Annotated in this window: 12 protein-coding genes; 8 read left to right on the top strand and 4 right to left on the bottom strand. The window is 67.6% G+C overall.

Features of this window, described 5'->3' with window-relative positions:
* Window positions 1-83: 83 nt before the first annotated feature.
* From DB31_RS06110 to DB31_RS06095, 4 genes are all read left to right on the top strand, one after another.
* Window positions 84-1,430, top strand: coding sequence for a bifunctional glycosyltransferase/class I SAM-dependent methyltransferase (locus DB31_RS06110; RefSeq protein WP_044184062.1), 1,347 nt, complete (start codon window positions 84-86; stop codon window positions 1,428-1,430).
* Window positions 1,427-1,765 (top strand): P-II family nitrogen regulator, encoded by a 339-nt coding sequence (locus DB31_RS06105; protein ID WP_044183526.1) that lies wholly within the window; start codon window positions 1,427-1,429, stop codon window positions 1,763-1,765. Before DB31_RS06110 ends, DB31_RS06105 begins: the two co-directional genes overlap by 4 nt.
* Complete coding sequence (locus DB31_RS06100; RefSeq protein WP_044183523.1) at window positions 1,762-3,399, top strand: hypothetical protein; 1,638 nt, start codon at window positions 1,762-1,764, stop codon at window positions 3,397-3,399. The genes DB31_RS06105 and DB31_RS06100 overlap by 4 nt, the downstream gene beginning before the upstream one ends.
* 216 nt (window positions 3,400-3,615) lie before the next feature.
* A complete protein-coding gene (locus tag DB31_RS06095) occupies window positions 3,616-4,281 on the top strand; it encodes a hypothetical protein (RefSeq protein WP_044183519.1) in 666 nt (221 codons plus the stop codon).
* Between the two features lie 38 nt (window positions 4,282-4,319).
* On the opposite strand, the gene DB31_RS06090 is transcribed toward DB31_RS06095, so the two are convergent.
* Window positions 4,320-4,511 carry a hypothetical protein gene (locus tag DB31_RS06090; RefSeq protein ID WP_157231849.1) on the bottom strand — a complete coding sequence of 64 codons (192 nt, stop codon included), beginning with the start codon at window positions 4,509-4,511 and terminating at the stop codon, window positions 4,320-4,322.
* 234 nt (window positions 4,512-4,745) lie between these two features.
* Between DB31_RS06090 and sitA5 the strand changes: the two genes are divergently transcribed.
* A complete protein-coding gene (gene sitA5, locus DB31_RS06085) occupies window positions 4,746-6,056 on the top strand; it encodes a SitA5 family polymorphic toxin (RefSeq protein ID WP_044183514.1) in 1,311 nt (436 codons plus the stop codon).
* Window positions 6,053-6,403, top strand: a complete 351-nt coding sequence (locus DB31_RS46340; protein ID WP_075305886.1) for a DUF2019 domain-containing protein — start codon at window positions 6,053-6,055, stop codon at window positions 6,401-6,403. Before sitA5 ends, DB31_RS46340 begins: the two co-directional genes overlap by 4 nt.
* Before the next feature lie 3 nt (window positions 6,404-6,406).
* Here DB31_RS46340 and DB31_RS06080 read toward each other — a convergent pair whose 3' ends face one another.
* From DB31_RS06080 to DB31_RS06070, 3 genes are read right to left on the bottom strand one after another with little or no spacing between them, the layout of a single operon-like run.
* On the bottom strand, window positions 6,407-9,910 hold the full coding sequence (locus DB31_RS06080) for a PD40 domain-containing protein (RefSeq protein WP_044183510.1): 3,504 nt from the start codon (window positions 9,908-9,910) through the stop codon (window positions 6,407-6,409).
* Window positions 9,904-10,446: a hypothetical protein gene (locus tag DB31_RS06075; RefSeq protein ID WP_044183508.1), complete on the bottom strand. Its 543-nt coding sequence runs from the start codon at window positions 10,444-10,446 to the stop codon at window positions 9,904-9,906. Before DB31_RS06075 ends, DB31_RS06080 begins: the two co-directional genes overlap by 7 nt.
* Window positions 10,443-14,129 carry a translocation/assembly module TamB domain-containing protein gene (locus DB31_RS06070; RefSeq protein WP_044183507.1) on the bottom strand — a complete coding sequence of 1,229 codons (3,687 nt, stop codon included), beginning with the start codon at window positions 14,127-14,129 and terminating at the stop codon, window positions 10,443-10,445. The genes DB31_RS06075 and DB31_RS06070 overlap by 4 nt, the downstream gene beginning before the upstream one ends.
* 278 nt (window positions 14,130-14,407) lie before the next feature.
* Here DB31_RS06070 and DB31_RS06065 point away from each other — a divergent pair, with 278 nt between their 5' ends.
* Complete coding sequence (locus DB31_RS06065) at window positions 14,408-15,205, top strand: SDR family oxidoreductase (RefSeq protein WP_240486550.1); 798 nt, start codon at window positions 14,408-14,410, stop codon at window positions 15,203-15,205.
* 263 nt (window positions 15,206-15,468) lie between these two features.
* Window positions 15,469-21,495: an AMP-binding protein gene (locus DB31_RS06055; RefSeq protein ID WP_044183504.1), complete on the top strand. Its 6,027-nt coding sequence runs from the start codon at window positions 15,469-15,471 to the stop codon at window positions 21,493-21,495.
* Window positions 21,496-21,599: the final 104 nt, after the last annotated feature.

Below are 21,599 nucleotides of genomic sequence, written 5' to 3'. Positions count from 1 at the left end.
TCAGAAACGCCTGGATGCCCGCCGGGCGCGACTCGTGCCCGACAGCCGAGCGCTCTCGCCGGGCGTGTGCTAGTGACGGCCGCGTGAGTCTGCCTGTCTCCGTCGTCCTCCCCTACTCTCCCACCACGGCCGCAATCGCGGCCCACTTCGCCCAGGCGTTGGCAGGGCGAGTGGAGGTGATCCTGGCGGGTGACGGCCCGATGGAGGTGGTGCCCGCCGCAGGAGTGCACGTGCTCTCCGGGAAGGTGGGCAAGGGAGCAGCCATCCGGGCGGCGCTGGAGAAGGTGACAGGGGCGGTGACGGTGCTGCAGGACCCGGACGAGGCGTACGCGCCCGAGGCCTACGAGGCGCTGTGCCGTCCCATCGAGGAGGACACGGCGGACGCGGTGTTCGGCCGCCGGACGGCGCCGGGGCTGCGGCCGGAGCTGCTGGCGGACAAGGCGCTGGGAGGCTTCACGCGGTTCGTGACGGACGTGGGGCTGGAGGATCCGCTCACGGGGGTGCGGGCGTTCCGGACGGAGGCGCTGCGCTCGGTGACGCTGACGAGCGAGGACGACGCGGTGGACGCGGAGCTGGTGGTGAAGATGGCCGCGCAGCTCTACCGGATGACGGAGGTGCCGCTGTCGCTGCAGGGGGTGCCCAAGCAGCCGCTGGCCTCGCGGCTGACGAAGCTGCGCACGCTGGTGCGCTACGCCACGGTGCGGGACGACGCGGACAACCAGCACGAGGGCTACAGCACGCTGGAGCGGATGGACGGCGCCAACAACTACAACGTGTGGCTGGGGCGGCGCTTCCAGGAGCACCTGGGGCGGCGGGTGCTGGAGATCGGCGCGGGCATCGGGACGATCACGAAGCAGCTGGAGCCGGGGCTGGAGCTGCTGATCGCGCTCGAGGTGGACCGCTTCTACGTGGACCGGCTGAAGAACCTGTTCCGAGGCAAGCCGCACGTGCGGCCGTACCTGTCGGACGTGGCGCTGGCGGACTGGGAGTCGCTGAAGCAGGAGCGGCTGGACACGATTGTGCTCTCGAACGTGCTGGAGCACATCCCGGACGACGGGGCGGCAGTGCGGCGCTTCCGGCAGATTCTCCCGGTGGGAGGCAAGGTGCTGGTGCTGGTGCCGGCGCTGCCGCAGCTGTTCGGAGCGATTGACGAGGCGGTGGGGCACTACCGGCGCTACACGCCGGAGACGCTGCGGAAGGTGCTGGAGGAGAACGGCTTCGCGGTGGACAAGCTGGAGTGGATGAACCTGGTGGGAATCCCGGGTTGGTTCATGAACAGCCGGGTGCTGCGGCGGAGGGCGGTGCCGAAGTTCCAGCTGAAGCTGTATGACCGGCTGGCGCCGCTGCTGGCGGAGGCGGAGCGGCACGTGAAGCTGCCGGTGGGAATGAGTCTGTTCGCGGTTGCTCGAGTGACGGGAGAAGCCGGATGAAGCGGGTGGAAGCCATCATCAAGCCGACGAAGCTGGACGAGGTGAAGGAGGCGCTGCACAAGCTGGGGGTGCAGGGCATGACGGCCACGGAGGTGCGCGGGTTTGGCCGGCAGCGGGGGCACACGGAGTTCTACAAGGGCTCGGACGCCTCGGTGGGCTTCCTGCAGAAGATGAAGCTTGAGGTGGTGGTGGACGACGAGCAGGTGAATCAGGTGGTGGAGGCCATCATCGGGGTGGCGCGGACGGGGAAGATTGGGGACGGGAAGATCTTCGTGCTGCCGGTGGACGAGGTGATTCGCATCCGCACCGGGGAGCGCGGTAGCAAGGCGCTGTGAGCACGGGGCCCGGACAGCCCGAGCGGAGCCGGACGCCGCGCTGGGTATGGGCGGTGCTGGTGGGGCTGTACGTGCTGGCGTTCCCGTACCACCCGGGGTTGCGCTCGCCGAACGAGCTGTGCCGGCTGTGGCAGACGCGAGCGCTGGTGGAATACGGGACGCTCGACATCAACCGGGCGCTGCAGGACTACGGCTACGTCGGGGACCTGTCGGTGAAGGACGGCAAGTACTACCCGTCCAAGGCGCCGCTGCTGTCGTTCTCGGCGGTGCCGATCTACGCGGTGCTGCGAGTGATTGGAGGCGGCTTCCGGTACGCGGTGCCGGAGGTACCGCTGGTGTACTTCAGCCGGCTCTTCCTGACGGTGCTGCCGACGCTGGTGATGCTGTGGGGCGTGCGGCGCTTCTTGAGCGCCTACGTGTCGCAGGCGGTGGCGGACGCGGTGACGGTGACGTACGCACTGGGCTCACTGGCGTACAGCTACTCGTTGCTGTTCATGAGCCACCAGACGACGGCGGTGCTGCTGTTCGGGAGCTTCTACGCGCTGTGGCGCTGCGCGAGGGGCGAGTGGCGCGAGCGGGGCTACCTGGTTGCGGGGGCCTACGCGGGAGCGACGGTGGCGGCGGAGTACACGGGGGCGATGGCGGTGCTGGGGCTGGTGCTGTACGCGGTGATGACGGTGCTGTGGCGGCCGGAGCCGATGCGGGCGCGGCTGTTGACGCTGGGGCGAGCGGCGGGACTGGCGACGGTAGGAGCGCTGCCGTTCGTGGTGGGGCTGATGCTCTACCACCAGGCGGCGTTCGGGCATCCGCTGGAGAGCGGGTACAAGAACCTGGCGGACGCGGCATACCAGCCGTGGCACCTGGGAGGTTTCCTGGGCATCCGCTATCCGGATCCGCGGGCATTCTTCCTGTCGTACTTCTCACCGCTGCGAGGGCTGTTCATGTTGGCGCCCTTCCTGCTGCTGGCACTGCCAGGACTGGTGTTGCTGCGCCGCGAAGGCCGTGCGTCGGAGGAGTACCGAGCGTTGTTCTGGCTCTCAGCGGTAGTACTGGTGGGCTACTCGTACTTCACGTCGTCCTTCAGCTACGACTCGTGGGGCTGGACGACGGGACCGAGGCACCTGACGGGGTTGGTGCCCTTCATGCTGCTGCCAGTGGGCCTGCTGCTTGAACGGCTGCGAACTGGACGCCACCAGTGGACCTTGGGAGCAGCCGCAGCAATGTGCCTGGCGTCCATCGTCATCACGGGCACGGCGACCTTCATCAACTACGTGCCGGACAATGTCTCCAACGCGTTCCTGGGGCTGGCCTTGCCGCTGTTGAAGTCAGGCTACCTGCCACCCTCCGTACTGAGTTTCTGGGGCCTGACGCAGCCATGGGCCGGCCTGCCTTTGGTGCTCGGACTGCTGGCGCTGGCCAGTTGGGTGTTCATATGGCTAGCAGGGGCCGGCGGTGGATTTGCCGCACGGGAAGTCCTGTTCGGAGGGGCTCTGGCCGCGGTTCTGGTTTTCGGAGTGCAGGCCACGACCACGAAGCGTCACGAGCAGGATCGGGGTGCGGTGCAATTCCTCCAGTCCCAGTGGCTCACCCCACCGCATCGAACTCTGTCCTTTTGGCCTGACCCACGAGCGTAAGCCCGTTGTGAGACGCTCCTGGCCCGCCAGTACGCAATGCCTAGGGCCATGCGCGGGCTGGGAAGACTCCAACTCGCGAGAGATTGACGTCGCGGATGTGAGCGTAAGCAGCGAGGGCTGTGCCAGGGCTTGCACACCCGCTGCACACCCCTGCGGGGGACCGAGCACTCTCCGCTCTGGAGGGCTCCAGGTCCGTGCCTTGCACTTGGCCGGGCCATGACGAACGCGATGACACACTGCACCTGGAAGCTGTCGGTCCTGATATCCCTGTGGGTCCTGATTCCTGGGGTGGGCCTTGCCGCAGAGGGGCCTTCCCTGAGTCCTCCGCCTCTGCCGGGCACATCTGCACGTAAGACCCTGCATCTGGTGGAGGCGGATCGCCAAGCCGAGCCGGTGCAGTTCATTCACCCCATTGCGCGAGTGTCCGCGGAGATTGGAGTCGAGTTGGTCACAAGCCTCGTGGCGGGCGCCCCGGGCGCGGTGGCCGGAGTTGCGGTCTGCGGCAAGTTCGGGCTCAGCACAGGTGGGTGGTTCCCCTGCCTGGATTACGCGGGGTACGGCTTCCTCGCGGGGATGTCCCTCGCGGCGCCTCTAGGAGTCTGGTGGGGCGGGAAGCTCATGGGCGGGCGCGGCACGCTGATCGGAGCGTACCTGGGCATGGGCGTGGCGGCGGTCCTGGGGCTGGGAACCACGTACCTGGTCTACAACGACGACATCCAGCCCTTCGTCATTCCCCTCTTCGCGCTGGTCGGCTCCGTGGTCGGCTACGAGTTGTCCTTCTCCTCGGAGTCCCCGGAGCAGCCCACTTCGGTGGCCAGTGTCCAGCCCCTGCTGTCCGTCTCCGCCAGGGGCGGCGCGCTGGGCCTCGGCGGCCGGTTCTAATGAGCGAGGTTTCGCGCCTGGAGCGAAGACACCATGCACTACAACTCCGTCTCAATGTCCCAAATGGACGTGCCGTGGCCCTTCGCGCTCGTCAGCAGGTAGTCCCGCACGAGCCTGAACTCCCCTCGGGGTGGTCCCGCGAACCAGCGAAGCAACTTCCCGCTCTCCACGTCGAAGAGCATCGCGGCGTCCACCATGTGGAGGTCGTCCGTGCCGAATCCCCAGGCCACCAACGTGCGCTCTCCCTCGAAACACCGCGGTGCGTCCCAGAGGTAGCTGCAGCTACGCAGTTCCTTCACCGAAGGCGCAGGTTGAAGCTCCGCAACATCTCCACGGGTGCCCAAAACCACCCGTCGTCCACCAGCCACTCTCCATCGGGGGACACCGTCAAGCCACAGTGGAAATAGTCGAGGTTTGCCTCGGATGATCTCGTAGGCTGGAGCCCCCGGAGGTGGGAGGCCCTCATGGCATCTCGGCTGACTGCTGCAGTCCTTCTCCTGGCTCTGCTCTCCGCGTGCGCCACCCCACCTCTGGTTCGCCTCGACACGGGCCAGGGTCCGCGCTGGGAGTACAGACCGTCCTCCTCGCAGCAGTCCGTGAAGGTGGACACAGAAGCGTTCGAGGAGTCGCTGACACAGTTGGTACTGAACGCGCCGCTGAAGCTCCGTCCTGCACAGCAAGGCTGGCTGGTGCGCGCCTCCCACCCAGGCCCCAGAGAAGACACTCGTTGGCAGCGCCTCATGAGCAAGAGCTTCGGCGGTCTTTGTGAGCCCGGCCAGCGCAGCGAACATTGCCTCTCTTTGCTCGATGACATGATGGGCCTGAGCGAGTGGGACAAACTGGGGGTTGCTCTGGGCCTGTCACTGGATCCCCTGAAGGAGAGCATCTCCCAAGCGGTGCAAGACACCCTGGCGCCTCAGCTCTTCTACACCGTCATTGCGACGGGGCTCATCACCTGGGCCGTCTTGGCAGCCAACCCCGAGCCCGTCTTCACCAAGGCGGCGGCTCTCATCTCCGTGCTGCTGTTGGTCTACCTGGGCGCGGAGACCTTTCTGGAGGTGGTCGACGCGAGCCATGAGTTGAAGTGGACCACCGACCGAGCCACGACATGGAAGGAGTTGGAGCACGCAAGCCAGCGCTTTGCGAAGAGGATCGGCCCCAAGGTCGCACGTGTCCTCGTGCTCGCAGTGACGCTGGTGGTGAGCCAGGGAATGACTGGGGGCGCCGTCTTGCTGGCCTCCCGCCTTCCGATGCTGCCCAGCTGCTCGGAAGCGGCGGCTGGGGCCGCGCGGCTGGGGCTCAACCTCGCGAACGTGGGACAGGTGACTTCGGTGGCCGTTGTCGGAAGCACCATCGTCATCTCCCTGCCTGCAACAGCCGTCGCCATGACGGCCCAGAGTATGGGCGGTAGCGTAGCTGCAGCCGGGGAGCATCCTTCTGCTTTCCGATCGTGGGGCTCGTACAGCGGCCTCAGGAGTGCCTTGGGCTCTGCAGGAAAAGGCAAGCAGTGGCACCACATCGTCGAGCAAACACCAGGTAACGTGGACCGGTTCGGTCCTCATGCCCTGCACAACACCGAAAACGTCATCCCGCTGGAACAAGGCCTACACACCCGTGTCAGTGGGTTCTACTCGTCAATCCAGCAGGAAATCACTGGCTCAAGGAGCCTGACGGTGCGGCAGTGGCTGAGCACGCAATCCTATGGAACCCAGCGCCAGTTCGGATTGCAGGCCCTCGAGCAGATCCGGAATGGAACCTGGGGAGTTGGACAATGACCCTTGAGAAACTCGTGGAGGCGTTTGCCCGCCACGCCGCTGCTCAGACGGATGCCATCAGCCGAGGAGACTCGAAGACCGCCAACAAACACGCCAAGCAGGTGAATGCGGCATTCGACAAGCTGTGCGCGCAGGGCAACTCCGGAAGAGATGCGCTCGCGGCTCTGTTCACGCATTCCCGCCTGGACGTTCGAGTCAAGGCAGCAGCCTTCCTCCTTCGTCATCGAACTGAAGAAGCCCAAGCAGTGTTGAAAGACGCGGCTCAGGGAGAAGGACTGGTTTCCTTCTCAGCCTCAGAGGCCTTAAAGCGCTGGGAAGAAGGCACCTGGGCTCTAGACCCCGGGTAACTTCTATGGCCCTGGAGAAGTTCGACCCAGGCCGTCTGCCGACTCTGGCTGCGCGGGCACCAGCAGTGCCTCTCGAACCCCCGCTGGTGGGGTGGTTCCGAGTGCCAGATAGATCTCGAACCACGCCAGATAAGATCGCCAGGAAGACTGACGCTGGTCGATGAGCGTCCGATGCGCCTGGCCCAGACGCTTGGGCACGTCGAAAGGCAGCTGTGTGCTCCCGTCCGCGTGCAACTGCGCCGCGAACCAGAGCACATCCAGCTGACCAGCATCCACCGATGCGTGCGTGCGCTCCTTCAGCGTGTCGGCGTGCGCAATCGCCTCACCCAGCCAGCGGGCCGCCTGCGCTGTTTCCCGGCGATCCACGGCGTTCTCGGCCAGCCGCAGCTCCGCCAGCATCACCGCGCCGAGGTCCTCATCACGCTCCGACTCGGCGAACTGTTCCAGGAACAGCGCGCGCCGCTGCTCGATGGCACGGGCCGCGGCGTCCAGGCGCCCGAGCCGCGTCTCCGCATTGGCGCGCAGGCCCGCCGCGATGATGCGATAGGAGCGCTGAACCTGCTCGGGTGTGGCGTGTGGCCAATTCAGTGTGGCTTGCACGGCGGGAGCCGCCAGGTCGCGATCCACGGCGGCCAGGTCCTCCAACGCCCGCTGGGGCTGATCCGCTCCCAGCTCCGCAGCGCAGCGGGCCAGCCGCACCACCAGGCGGTTGCGCAGCCCCTCCGCGTCTCGGGGGCCCGCTTCCACGGTGGGAAGCTCACGATCGTAGAGCGCCAACGCACGCTCGAAGCGGCCCGCCGCGAGGTTGTAGAGCGCCGCGCGATCCAAGACCAAGGGGAGGAACCGGGCCAGCTTCGGCGTGGCATCCACCATGGCCAGCGCTCGATCCGCCGCCTTCGCCGCCTCCTCCTCGCGGCCCACGTGCAAGAGCGCCCGAGCGCGCTCCAGGGACACCGACAACCCCGCCCAGTTGTCCGCGTAGGGATACATGTCCCGTTGATCGAGGTAGCCCAGCGCGATGTGAAAGTTGCCCACCTGCGTGTTCAACGTCCCCAGCGCGCCCAGGATCATCGCCTTGTAGCGGATGTTGTTGCGCACCAGGTCCAGCGCAATCAGGTAGTGCCGGTTGGCGCGCTCGGCGGCGGCAGGATCTCCGCCTCTCAGGAAGTCCTCATGCTGAATGGCGCCATAGAGGGCCTGCACCGCGCGCTGGTTCTTGAGCTCGGTCCAGGAGGCGCGCAGCTCCTTCACAGCCGCCTCCACCGCCTGCGCGTGGGCTTTGTCATCCAGCTTCGACAGCTGGCGCGTCGTGACGTAGGCCTTCACGAAGTGCGCGAGCGGCTGCTTCATCTTCGCGGAGGCAGTGGTGACTTCCTTCTCCACCACCTCGGGGCTGACGCCCGCGCGCAGACGCAGGTTCATGGACTCGACCGCGCTCTCCAGCGAGCCCGTCCGCTGAGTCACGAGGTCGAAGTCCGCACGCGCTTCGTCCTGGCGCTGCCTCCCCAACCGGCGGTAGGCGCGGCCCATCATCGCCCTGCGAAACAACCGCTCGGCCCGGCGGCCTTCCTCGGTGCCGGGCGGGGCATCATCGATGTAGACCGTCGCCACCGCCTCCAGCACGCCGTCGGCGCCAAGGCTCCCCGCGCGCTCGACGGCGTCTTGCACCACGGCCCGCCGCCGAAGGGGATCCTGCTGCTGCTTGTAGAACCCGATCAAAGCATCCCGGACGGGGCGCGGCGGACGCTCTTCGTGTATCGCGTTGATGTGCCGCCCGAGCTCCAAGGCGAAGGCGTAGGCAGAGCCGGCCGGGGCCGATGCGAGCGCCTGGGCCATGGCGGCATCCGCCTCGTCGTAGGGGCGTCCCCGGTACAGCGCGCGGACGGCAGCCCGAGCAAAGTCGAGCTGATCGTCCTCCTTGAAGGCCCTGTGCATCGAGAGCCGTCGGCCGGCCTCCACCAGCGCCTCCCGATCGTCGAGCTGGCGGTACAGCGCGTCCGCTTGATCATAATAGGCCTCCAGCACCGAGCGCGGCGTGGTGTCGGCGATCTGCGCCGCCTCCAGCTCCCGGCGCGCCAGCGTGAAGTCACCGGCGGACTGCGCCAGCTCACTGCGCACCACGTGTTGAAAGACAGCGGAAGGCGGGCTGGGAGCGGCCGAGGGATCCAAAGCAGCCATGCGTTGCTGCTCGGCCTCGCTCAGCTCGTCCAACATGCGGCCGCGGTCGCGCTCCTTCATGTCGCGCCGGTGGTCGATGAGGATCCGCAGCGGCTCCGACAGTCCCTTGGTGTCAGGATCCTCCACCTTGGACATATGGCGGGCGTAGAACTCCGCCGCACCAAAGTCCTCGAAGGCGAGATGGAGCCGGCTCATGCGCATCATCAGCAGCCGGCGGAGCCTGGGCCGCTCCTCCTTCAGCAAGCGGTGGCGATAGAGCAGGAGCTCATCCGCGCGCCGGCCCACCATCTTCAGCTCCTCGCTGAGGCGAGAAACGTCCCAGGTGCTGGGAACCTGGCCATCCAGCGGCAGCTGATACACGTCCAGCGACTGGTCGCGTGAACACGTCATGATGAGGAGCGCGACCGCAGGCGCCGGGTACTCGCAGTTCCAGGACTCACTGGTGAGCTGGTCCGGATTGGAGGCGGAGGCCCGCTCGGGCGCGTCCTCGCGCTCGGCCTCGAAAGGCACCCGGAACAGCACCCCGCTGTCGCTCGCGTCGATCACCCCGTCCGCATTCGAGTCCGTGAAGAACTGCACCACGTACAGGAAGCGCCCATCGCGCGAGAACACCGGCTGCCCGGTCTGTCCCGGGAGTTCGAGCGTCAGCGGTACGGGAACCGCTCCAGGGCGATCCAGCCGAATGGCCTCTAGATGAGACGCGGCGCGCGCGGCGAAGCCCGGGCCCACCTGCTGCACGGAGCGCTCCACCGGGACGTACACCAGCCAGCGCCCATCGGGAGAGAGGGTGGGACTGGTCAGGTTGCGATCGAGCAGCGCGCTCGAGCTCAGCTTGCGCTCCAGCGTGACCCGCGACAACCGCAGATCGCCCTGGATGGTCGCCCGGCTCACCAGCGCGATGTGCGAGGCATCGATCCACTCCGCCTGCAGCGCGCTCGTCTCTTCCTCGAGGCAGCGGCGCTCTTCCGCACCGGGCAGCTCCCGCACACACAGCTGGCCGCTGGCCTGGTCTCGGAACGAGATGTAGAGCAGGTGCTTGCCATCGGGACTCACCCGCGGCCAGGTCACGTCAGCGCCTTCGTCGAAGAGGCGGCGCTCTCGGCCCCCTTCCACATCCTGAGCGTAGATCTCGGTCGCGATGTTCCGGTTGGAGGCGAAGATCAGCGTGTTCCCATCCGGCACCAGTTGCCCCAGAAACTGGTCTCCCACGCCCACCGTGAGCCGCGTGGGCGTGCGCAGACCTCCGTCGTTCTCATCATCCTGCGCCCAGACACTGCCCGTGATGAGCACGACGAGGGCCAGGAAGTATCGACCTCGACGCGTCAGCACTTCTTCGCTCCCCAGGTGCCGTCTTCGGCTTCCACCTTGCCGCCGCAGATCACCCCCGCCGCGTGCACCTGCTGCCAGTTCCGGCGCAGCGCCTCCTCAGGCACACCGGGGCGCATGGTCCCCATCCACTGCCACAGCTGCAGCCGGGCCCGATTCACGCGCTCCACCAGGGCCACGTCATCCGACGTCATCCGGCCGGTCTGGCAGCGGCGCCGGCTGTCCACCACCAACAGTCCATTACGCCCTTCGCCCACGCAGTGCCGCAGCAGCAGATCATCGACTCGGTCCGCCTGCGTCTTGCCCGTGTTCTCGACCAACGGCGTGGGCTGGATGCCCAGGTCCTCCAGCTGGTTGGGCGTGAGCGGCACCGGCGTCGGGCTCATGCCCGCTCGAGCGAGCCGCTGCTCCACGTCCTTGAACGAGCCGGAGGCTTGCTGTTCGAGCGCTGTCGCGCGATCCACCATGACGATCTCCGGGGCACTGATGCACCCGGGAGCGGCGAGGGCGGCAAGCAGCAGCAACCCACGGTGTTTCATGGCATAGCCTCCGAGAGGGGCAAGGAGCTGATGGCTCGGTCGACGATGGGGCCGATGGGGATGCCCCGGATCTCGTCGATGCTGAGCAGCCGGGCCATCCCGCCCATGGTGATGCTCAGTCTGCCGAAGCCGTGGTTGAAGCTCAGCCGCACGTTCTCCGGGTACCCCACCTCCAGCGCGTAGCGGACGCGGTTGGTGGCGGGATCCGTGTGGTGCGGATCGCTGAGGTCGAGCAGGTCCAGCAAGTGCCGGTTGCCAATGCGCAGGATCTCCGCCCGGCCGTTGACGCTGCGATCCTTGCCGGAGATGACCACGGCGAAGTTTCCGTCAAAGGGCTCGCCCCGGGACGATTGCACGCCGGTAGCCCGCACGTGGGCTTCCAGGGTGGAGCGCGCTCCCTGCCAGTCCAGCACGCACTGCCCGGTGACACGCCCACCCCGGACGCCCATCTCCAGCTGGCTCATGGAGAACATGTTCTGGTTGATAGACAGGTTTCCGGCCAGGGGCGCGATGGAGATGAACGGCGAGGTGATGCTGGCCGCCGACATGAAGCCACTGCGCGAGAGCAAGGGGTGTTGGTCGGCGAAACGGATCATCGAGTACGGGTTCACGTCGATGTCCTTCAGCAGCCGCACCCGGTCTTGGGTGAGCTCCACGTTCTCGGTCACCGGCACGTTGCCATCGAGCGCTTCGATCGCGATCCCCGACTCGGGCAGCCGCAGGTTCACGTTCTGGAACAGCACATTGGAGAGGGTTCGGAAGACCACCAGGTCGGGCGAAGCCACCCGGAAGTCGACCGCGACCTTCCCGTTGCCCTCCATGAGGCCAGGCTGCGCCAACTTGGACAGGTCCTGCTCCAGCTGCCCCTGGAACGCCAGCTGGCGGCGGTTGTCGCTGAGATCGAGCCGGCCTTTGACATTCAGCTGGGTACTCGTCCCCGCATTGGCGAGCCGCAGATCAGGGATGTGAATGACGCCCTGAGGCTTGCGGCGAACGGAGAACGACCCCTCCAAATCTTGAACCGGATAGGGCAGCGCCGGCTTCTGTTCGAGCGAGCCGACCTTCAAGAGCTGTGTCAGCTCCATCTCGTCCGCGTCCCACTTCTCGGTGAAGGTGGCGGTGGTGTCGCTGGACATACCGGCGAAGGACAGCCGGCGATCGCTCAGTCCCACGTTGAGCTTCTCCACCTTCAGGTTGCTGTGGACGGATCGCCGAGGCCCATCGACGTGCGACTCGACCTGCCAATGCAGCGCCGGAAGGTTGATCGAGTAGGCGTCCTCTCTCCATCGGATGCCGCTCGCGTCCACCACTGCCTTTCCCTCGAAGCTGCCCGTCCGCAGAGGATCAGAGGCCAAGATGGGGGTTCCATCGGCGGAGAGGTCCGTGATCACGCCGAGCAGCGTGCCCTGAAGCTCGGCCTTCAGCGCGAGCTTCGAGGGGTCCAGCTCCGCGGGCACTTGCGCCTTGGCCAGGAGCGGTGCCAGTGCACCGATCTCCGGAAGGTCGCCCTTCACATCGAAGCGGAGCGCGCGGGCTTTCCGGTCGAACGCCAGCGCGGCATCGAGCGCGATCTTCAGCCCTGCATGGCTGGTGAGCCCCAGCCGAAGCGACGGCTTCCGGCGATCCACGTCCAGCGTCAGGGTCTGGTGCTGAGCCCCCAGGTCCTTCTCACCAGCGCGCAGCGCTTCGACTTGCAGGTCCAGCTCGCCCTGATGCCGCCAGGCATCTCCTTGCGAACGCATCACGAAGGCGACGGTACGGGCCGACACGTCATCCCAGCCCGGCTGCTGCAGGTGCAGCTCCGTCCGGTGCTCCACCCGTGGCGAGGGAGAAAAGAGCGCCGCCACTTTGCCTGTGGAGTCCAGCTTCACGCCCAGGTGCTTCCAGGGGATGCGCGCGGCGACAGACTCGGGGATGAAGGGCCTCACGGCCACGAGGTCCGGCGTCTGGATTCCCAAGGCGTACGCCACGTCATCCGTCCCCTTGGTGGCATCCAGCGATGCGTGCATCGAGCCCACGTCGAGCTCCACCTGGGCACGGGCCCGGCTCCGCCGCGGATCGTCCTGCTGAGGGAACACCTCCGATGCGTCGAGCTTCACGTGCACAGGGCCGTTCAGCACCTCGCGTCCATCCGCCATGACTACCTGGAGCGCCCCCACGGGCACATCCGCTTTCAGCGCGAAGGGAGGCTCCCCCGCCAAGGGGACCTGGAGCCGAAATCCCAAGCTCTTCGCCGTCGCACGGAGCCCAGCAGTGCGGACCTCCAGTGCCTCCACCTTTCCGGACAGAGCCGCATCCCCCGCCACCTGGAGGGGTGATGAGAGCTCGGGCCGTAGCTGACGTCCCTTCAGCTCGCCGGAGGCCTTCGGAACCAGCAGCGTGGTGGGCCCCCGGACATCGAGCCCCTGGAGTGCCCATGTGAGTTGCGCAGCCAGCCCTCTCTCAGGATCGGGGGTCGCCACCACGGAGACACGCCCACTGCCGAGAGCGACCCGAAGCCCGTCTTGCACAAGCTGGAGCGCCGCAACGTCAACGTCCAGCCCGAGTTTGCCCTGGGCTCCCAGCTGCGGCATGGCGCTGAGCGTGAGCTCCTGGGCGTCCAGATGCATCTTGCCGCGCTCGATCGAGAACGGCTTCGCATCAGCCGGGACCCATTGCAGCAACCGTCCGAGATCCACGTCCGCCAAGGCCCGCGTCACGACGGGCGGGACCTCCGCCGCATCCGGAAGCACCACCTGGGCTTGCACTTCGGCACCATCGGTCAGCTGGGTGCGGTCCAGCTCGAGGGTGATGTGCCGCTTCTCCCCATCGAACCGCGCCACGGCCGCGCCGTGCAGCAATGCACGGGACGTGAACCGCGGCTCGAATGTCTGCCGTGCGGCGTCGAGGTCCACCCGCACACGAGCGGCCGACGCCTCCGCCTCGGCCGAGAGGGTCAGCTCCAGCTGGGCCTGAGCCGCTGGAAGGGCGGAACCTTCACGGCTCACCTCCAGTGGGAGCGGCGTGCCGGACTGGCCCATGTCCGCGAAGACCTTCCATCCGCCGTCCTGATGCTTCGCTTCGACCGTGGCTGCGAGCCCGCGCAAGGTCCAGCGTTCCATCACTTCGCCGTTCCGAACGCGGACGTAGCTCAACGACACGCCTGAGACCTCGGCCTTCCCGAAGGGAGGCGCGGAGGCCAGGAAGGCCGCGAGCTGCTGAGAGGCTCCGAGTGGCGGTTCAGCGGGCTGTGGTTCCGGGGCCTTGGGCCCCATCAACTCTGAGAGAGACGTGGGCCCGGCCTCGTCGGCCACCAGGGCCAAGGCCACATCCCGCACCGCCACGCGCTCGGCCCGGGGGGTCCCGCTCAGCAGCGCGCGGGGCGACCACTGCACCTCCAGCGAGCCGACGCGGAGCAGCTCGGGCGCGACGCTTCGAAATGAGGGCGGGGTGCGCACCACCAGCCCTTCCAGCCGCAGCCCCGAGAGCACAGCGACCTGCGCTGTCTGGTAGTCCAGTTGCAGGCCCGTGGCCGCCTCCACCTTGGAAACAATGCGCTGTTTCAGCCAGGGGTGATGGAGGTTGTGCAGGGCGGCCACCGCGGTGACCAGCACCAGCACGAGGACCGTCAGGAGCCCCAGGAGCACGCCTGCGAGGATTCGAGCCAACCGATGGCGCGGTCGTCCAGCTCCTGGGGATTCCATGGTGTACGGTGGGCAGCGGTCGCTCACCCAAGTCCTAGCACAACCCGCCTCGCATGGCGCCGAACCCAAAGTAAGCCCCTGTCCCCTACCCCTTCGGTGAACCTGGAAACTCGCTCATCGAGAGAGACAGGGAACTCCCGCTTCAATTCTGGGAACCTTTCAGGGACGCGGGGGTACGTGAGCGCGCATGCATCCGGATCGTTGCCCTTCATCGCCGCCGTGCCGTCCGTCTCCCAGTGTCATTCCGCAGCGCTCCCTGAAGCGTCCATGACGCGAAGGTGGCGAAGTATTTTGCACTCGCTCGCATGGTGAGCATGGAGGACGAGGGGGCGAGCCAGCGTGAGCACTTTGGGCACCTCTACCTCCAGGGCATCAGTAAGATCGCCGCCATGAAGATCGTCATCACTGGAGCCAACCGCGGCATTGGACTGGAGCTGACCCGTCAGTACCTCGCCCGCGGTGACTCCGTTTACGCCGGTGCCCGGACACCCGGACGCGCCCGCGAGCTCGCGGCCCTCCTGGCTCCCTCGGGCGGCCGGCTCCAACTCCACGCCTGCGATGTGTCTCTGGAGGCCAGTGTCCGCACGTTCGCGTCCACCGTCTCCGAGCCCATCGATGTGCTCATCAACAACGCGGGCGTGAGAAGCCGGCCCGACAGCCTCGAAGCGCTCGATCTGGATGACGCCGCCCGGACCTTCCAGGTGAACGCGCTCGGCGCGCTGCGCGTCACCTCCGCCCTGCTGCCCATGCTCCGCCGCTCCGCAGGTGCGAAGATCGCCAACATCACCTCAGGGCTGGGCTCCATCGCCGATAACACCTCCGGCGGCAGCTATGGCTACCGCATGTCCAAGGCCGCGCTGAACATGGCGACACGCTCGCTGGCGCAGGACCTGCGCGCCGAGGGACTCATCGCCGTGGTGCTCAGCCCCGGCTGGGTGCAGACCGACATGGGCGGCTCGGAGGCTCCGACACCCGTGGCCGAGTCCGCCGCGGGCCTCATCGGCCTCATCGACCGGCTCACCCTTCAGGACAGCGGAACCTTCCTCGACTTCCGGGGCGGGCCCATCGCCTGGTGAAGGGAGTGATGTCCTGCGCGAGGACCTTGCTGCCCCTGGAGATCGAGGCCGCGGATCTCTACGCTGTCCCCCGAGGACCGGTGCAGGTCTTCGCCCGAAGGAAGGGTACCCGGGACGGCCGGCAGACCCTTCACGTGGTCTCGTGGGATGAGCAGGGGAGACCCACCGGGGTCTTCCGTGGGTTCGCACGACAAGAGGTCCCCTGACGGGACATGGTTATCTCTCCCGGCATGGCGGGAAGCATGGGAGATGCGAGGCGAAGCATGCGGATACAAAGTGAGCTGTTCGAGCAGCCCCAGCCCAACGAGACCTACGACACCACCCAGCTCCTCGGAATGGCACTCCGGGCCGCGGGAATCACTCGCTGCTTTGGGATTCCGGGAGTCCAGAACCTGCGCCTGTACGAGATGCTCGGGCGCGGCGTGCTGGAGCCCGTGCTCATCGCCAACGAGGCGAGCGCGGCGTACCTCGCCGCAGGGCAGTACCAGAGCAGCGGCCAGCTCGGCTGCGTCAACGTCATCGGCGGCCCCGGCATCACCCACGCACTGCCGGGCATCGAGTTCGCGTCTCGCACCCGGACGCCGCTCCTCGTCCTCACGACGGGCTGCGCGCGGGACGAGGGCCGCTCGTACCAACTGCATGATGTGGACAACCTGGGCGTCCTCGCGCCGCTCTGCAAGGCGACCCACCGCCTGACCGAGACCGATGATGTGCACGAAGTCGTGGCACGGCTCGTGGAGACAGCGCTGGGCGGCGAGCCCGGTCCGTGTGCGCTCGAGGTGCCCATGCACCTGCTCCGGCGTCCATCGGTCTTCCGCGGCGCCCCACGGGCCGTGAGCCCCTCCGCGAAGACTCCCGAGTGGAAGAACGCCGACCTCACTCCGGAGCTGGCCCGCGCGCTGGAGACGTGTGCGGCTGCCGTGAGCCGCAGTGGGCTCTACGCCGTCAGCGATGTGAACCACCAGGGCGTCCCCTCTCGCCGAGGCGCGGTGGCACTGGCGTTGGGCGCCGCGTTCTCGCAGCAGCTTGCGATCGCGCTCACGGATGCCGACTCGCTCATGGCCTTCGCGCCCGAACTCACCCTGGCGGCCGAGCGGCGCCTCCCCCTCGTGATTCGGGTCGAGCGCGGCTCCGCTCCAGAGGGCACCGTCGAGCTCATCGCGAAGCTGACCCGCGTCCGGCTCCTACGAGCCCAGGACGATGCCTCTCTGGCTCGGGAGCTCGTGGAGACGATGCGCACTCCCGAGGTCGTCATCTGCGAGGTCGAGCAGGCCGCGCCCCGGGTGGTGGCTCCCAGCCCCATCGCCCTCAGTGCCTCGTGGCTCTCAGCCCTCAAGCAAGGCGTCCAGGGCAGCGGGCTTGGCTCCGTGTTCATCGCCGGGGACGGACGGCTGCAGGCCGCGGCCGCGGCCCTGTCCTCGGACGGAGTGCCGGTCAAGGCCGTGCGCCATGACCAGAACCTGGGATTTGTCGCGGACGGAGCCTCACGCTCCTCCAAGCAGCCCGCTGCCCTCATCCTCCCGGAAGAGTGGGCGCTCTCCTCGGTCCTGTCGGGAGTCGGTGAGGCCCACCTCGACCAGGTTCCCCTCGTCGTCCTGATCGTGGCCTCCTCTCCTCCCGAGCCGTGGCTGGGCTCCCTGAGACACCTGTCGAAGTCGGTGACAGTCATCGCCTCGGCCGAGGAGCTGGCGGGCGCCCTGAAGGAAGCGGTCCAGCGCAGCACGGCCTCGGCTCCGGGCCCTGTCTGTCTCGTGTGCCCGGCCACCTTCACGGCGGAGTCCACCGCTGCGTCCGCTGTCGCCTTGAAGGTCCAACCCGAGGCTCCAGCCGCCACTCCCACGGAGGCCGCGCTGGATGCCGTGGCGCAGATGTTCATCCGCGCGAAGCAGCCCGTGATCTTCGTGGGACGCGGCGCACGCGAGGGCTCCGCCGAGCTCGTGGAGCTGGCTCACCGGACAGGCGCCGTCGTCGCCTCGACGCTCTCCGGCAAGGGCGTGTTCCCCGAGACGGACCCCTTGTGGTTGTGGAGCGGCTTCGGTCCCCTGTCCCCTCCCCCCATGAAGACCCTCGCGGAGGAGTGCGACGGCGCGCTCATCCTCGGAGCACGGCTCAGTGAGCTGGGAAGTGCTCATTACCGTGCCCGCTTCCCGGCGTACTGCTTCCACGTGGACATCGACCCGGCGGTCCCCAACAAGGCGGCGGCCGCGATCGGTATCACTGCGGATGCCAAGGCCTTCCTCCAGGCCTTGCTGAAGCACCTCGACAGGCATTACCGCGGTGACTTCCCGCGCCGTGCGGATGGCCTCGTGGAGCGGCTCCGGGCGGCCCACGCCTGGGTGGAAGAGGACCTCCGCAGCCGGAAGCAGCATGGGAGCGGGCTGGACCCCTATGAGCTCGTCCGCACGGTCCAGGCACAGCTGCCTCCCGAGACGATCTTCTGCGCGGACTCGGGCAATGGGACGATTCACGCGATCGAGGCGCTCCGGCTCACCGCGCCGGACCGGTTCCTCTGCCCTGCGGACTACAACAGCATGGGGTACTCGGTCCCCGCCGCGATTGGCGCCGCCTGGTCGCATCCGTCGGTACCCGTGGTGTCGTTCGTAGGCGATGGCGCGTTCCTGATGACGGGGCTCAAGGGCCTGCTGGGCGAGCCCGGCGCCCCGGCCATCATCACCGTCGTGCTCCGGGACCGCCGCCTGGGAATGATCGGCGACATTCAACGGGCGACGAACCGGCCGGAGGTCTGCACCCAGCTCGCCGAGTTCGATCTGAGCGCGTTCAAGGACCGGCACCCGGGCCTGCGCTTCGCCTCGGTGTCCACCCCCGAGGAGCTGGCCCCGTGCGTTCAGGCCGCGCGTGCCGCCTGGGAGGCGGGGCAGAGCACGCTCATCGAGTGCCTCGTCGATCCCGAGAAGAAGTCATACTTCTTCCGAGGGGCGCTCACGTCGGCGGCAGTCCCCGTGCCCAGAAAGACTCCTCAGCTCCCTTCCATCGAGGGACCGCCCGCGGACATGTGGGCCGTCATCGAGCGTGCGAAGGAGCACTTCGCGGAGCGTGTGGCGATCCGGGACGGCGCCCGGCAGCACACCTATGGCGAGCTGCATGCCCGGGCGTCGCGGCTCGCGCAGTTCCTCCGCGAGCAAGGCGTGGGCCCCGGCAAGGTCGTGGGGGTGATGCTCCGCAACCGCTCGGAGGTCATCGAGACGCACTTCGCTGCGTCCGGGCTGCGAGCCGTCGTGCTGAACGTCAACGTGAGGCTCACCGCGAGAGAGGTGCACCACATCTTCCAGCAGTCGGGCGTGAGCTGGATCATCACCTCGGCGGACTTCGCGCAGACCCTGTCAGAAGCCGTGGGGCTCGGAGGGCTGAACCTCAGCGGCGTCCTGTGGGTCGACAGCGGCCCGGAGCGCCAGACGCTCCCCGAGCAGGCCTCGAAGCTCGCCACTTCGCGCGGCTACGAGGAGGCCCTCGCCGGTTCAGCCGCTCCCTTCGTCCCGAACCGGGGAACCGAGTTCGATGCGTTCCAGCTCTATTACACGAGCGGCACGACGGGCTTCCCCAAGGGCGTGCTCCTCTCCCATCGCCAGGTGTTCCACCACGCCATCGCGACCGCCGAGGAGATGCGCATCACCGGCGAGGATGTCTGGGGGCACTTCTCGCCCATGTACCATGTGGTGGATGCCTTCGCGATCTACGCACTGACGTGGCTGGGTGGACAGCACGTCATCGTCTCGGAGCCGGACCCCACCCACTTCTTGCGGCTGCTCGCCAGCGAGCGCATCACCTGCACGAACCTCGCCGCGGCCGCGGCCCACTTCCTCATCCACAGCCCCGATGTGGGAACGCACGACTTCAGCCGGCTGCGGATCCTCTCCTGCGGAGGCTCGGCCCTCGACGCCGCCTCGGTGGACAAGCTCATCCAGCTCTTCGGCTGCGAGATCTTCATGTCCTACGGCATGACGGAGTGCTGCGGAAAGATCTCCATGTCGCTCCTCTCAGAGGAACACCGCCAGCGCACCCGCGCCGAGCAGTTCGAGCTGATCGCCACCTCCGGCCGGCCGTTCAAGCTCATGGAGGTGCGCATCGTCGATGACCGGGGCGCGGACGTGCCTCGCGACAACCAGACGCCAGGGGAGGTGTGGATCCGCGGCCTGACGGTCTTCAACGGCTACTTCAATGACGGCCCCGCGACCCGGGAGTCCTTCCAGGATGGCTGGTTCAAGACAGGAGACCTCGCGACGATCCGGCCCGACGGCTACCTGACCATCGCGGGCCGCAAGAAGGACATGATCATCTCGTACGGGGAGAACGTGTACCCGAGCGAGGTCGAGCGTGTCCTCGCGCTCCATCCGGCGGTGCAGCAGGCCGCAGTCTACGGCATCCCAAACCCCACGGCGGGAGAGGTGGTCAAGGCGGTCATCCGCCTCCGGTCAGGACACTCCCTGTCCCCGCGAGAGGTGACGGCTTTCTGCCGGGGACACCTGGCGGGCTACAAGGTCCCTGTCGAGGTGGAGTTCATCGACGAGATGCCGATGACGGGCACCTTCAAGGTGGACAAGCTCCGCCTGAAGAACCGGGAGGCCCAGAAGGCTCCTCGGGACGGCGTCACGCCCGGAGCGGCGGCTCCCGCCCCGCGCGCCCGTCCTCGCACCGGCGTCGTCGAGCGTGTCTCGAAGATCGTCCAGGGGATCAGCGTGTCGGCCGAGGGCCCGCTGCCCGCCACGGCGACCCTGTGGAGCCTGGGGCTGGACTCCATCTTGTTCATCACGCTCCTCCGGGAGCTGGAGACAGAGTTCCAGCTCAAGCTGGACCCGAACTTCCTGGTCCAGCACAACACGATCGAGAAGATCGCCCAGGCGATCGCGCAGGCGCCCACCGAGCCCCAGGGTGACGTGCCCACCCGCCAGGAAGCCCCTCCGCTCCTGAACGGCGCGCTGCTGGCCTCCTGGAGCGCGACCGTGCAGCGGCGCCTGGGTGCCTTCGAGTCCCTGGTCTATCAGGCCAACCGCCGGGGGCTCCTGCACATCAACCCCGTGATGGACATCGAGGGCTCCATCGATCCGGAGCGGATGCGGCAGGCGGCCGCGCTGCTGGAGAAGCGCTACCCCTATCTGGGTGCCTCCATCGTCGAGAAGAAGCGCGGCGAGTTCTTCCTGGAGTACCAGCCGGGCCGCCAGCTGGAGCTCGTGTTCCTCCCCGAGATGGGAACGGAGCCGCTGGAGCAGCTCGTCGCTCGCCACCTGCGCGACCCCGGGCAGAAGAAGATCCTCTTCATCCGCTCGAAGGGCGAGCCCGAGGCCTACCAAGTCATCCCCATCATCTGGCACTGCTACCTCGAGGTTCACGCCTTCGTGATGCTGGTGCGCGATCTGTTCGACATCTACGAGCGGCTGCTGACCGGGGCGCCTGTGGACGTCAAGCCCCAGCCGCTCCCGGCCGCGCGCGAGGACCTGTTCTCCCAGCTACCGGCGAGAGGCCTGGCTCCGGTAGCCCTTCACCCCGAGGAGGGTGTCGCCAAGACCGGCCAGGAGGTCCTCTCCCCCCTGGAGGTCTTCCGGGTGAACAAGTTCAAGGCGCCGTTCGGAGCCCAGAAGAAGCGGGATCAGGAGATCTCGGTGGCAGGCGCGTCCCGCATGGTGACGATGGGCCGAGACGCGACGCGCCAGGTGCTGGGCACCGCGGCCCGCCAGCAGAGCTCGGTGACCGGAGCCCTGTCGGCGGCGCTGTGCCTCACCGCGCGGGAGCTCTTCTGCCCGGCCCCCAAGCCCCACCGCTTGATGCTCGTGGGCTCGTTCGACGCACGGCCGCTGCTCAACCTCCCGACTGACACGCTGGGGTACTACGCCACCTATCCGAAGTTCGTGCTGGACGTCGGCCCGGCGACCGGCTTCTGGGAGCTGGCCCGCCACTTCCACCAGGAACACCAGGCCTATGTCGACAAGCGGACCTACGCGGGCATGGAGCCCGCGCACTACAACAAGATGGCGGACGGCTTTGGAGCGGTAGCCAAGCTGCTCTGGATCCCCGGGGTGTGGGAGATGTTCACCGCGCCGGGCCGCCTCTTCATCGTCAACCTGGGCGTTCTCGACTCCAACCTCGGGCGCTTCAAGATGCGGAGCGTCAAGGTGCTGCAGGACATCCCGGCCCTCGCCGTCTACTGCTACGTGCTCGACGGCAGCCTCCACCTGCAGACGTGCTCCCAGCTCCCGCCCGAGGCGGCAGACCGCTTCGCGGGACGCCTCAAGGGCCACTTCGAGGGGCTGACGGCTTCCGCCCCTCCCCCCGCGTAGGCGCCAGCGGCGAGCCCTGGGCCCCGGCTGCTCTCTCGCCCCTCCTGCGTCCTGCGCCTCTCCTGGGTGCACCGAGGACTGTCCCACTTCCCAGGGATGCGATA

Source organism: Hyalangium minutum (assembly GCF_000737315.1).
Classification (GTDB): domain Bacteria; phylum Myxococcota; class Myxococcia; order Myxococcales; family Myxococcaceae; genus Hyalangium; species Hyalangium minutum.
This window is presented reverse-complemented; position numbering and strand designations above follow the sequence as displayed.

Coding starts and splice junctions, on each gene's coding strand:
- DB31_RS06070 (WP_044183507.1), bottom strand. CDS start 14,129: ATGGAATCCCCAGGAGCTGGACGACCGCGCCATCGGTTGGCTCGAATC.
- DB31_RS06055 (WP_044183504.1), top strand. CDS start 15,469: ATGCGGATACAAAGTGAGCTGTTCGAGCAGCCCCAGCCCAACGAGACC.
- sitA5 (WP_044183514.1), top strand. CDS start 4,746: ATGGCATCTCGGCTGACTGCTGCAGTCCTTCTCCTGGCTCTGCTCTCC.
- DB31_RS06075 (WP_044183508.1), bottom strand. CDS start 10,446: ATGAAACACCGTGGGTTGCTGCTGCTTGCCGCCCTCGCCGCTCCCGGG.
- DB31_RS06105 (WP_044183526.1), top strand. CDS start 1,427: ATGAAGCGGGTGGAAGCCATCATCAAGCCGACGAAGCTGGACGAGGTG.
- DB31_RS46340 (WP_075305886.1), top strand. CDS start 6,053: ATGACCCTTGAGAAACTCGTGGAGGCGTTTGCCCGCCACGCCGCTGCT.
- DB31_RS06095 (WP_044183519.1), top strand. CDS start 3,616: ATGACGAACGCGATGACACACTGCACCTGGAAGCTGTCGGTCCTGATA.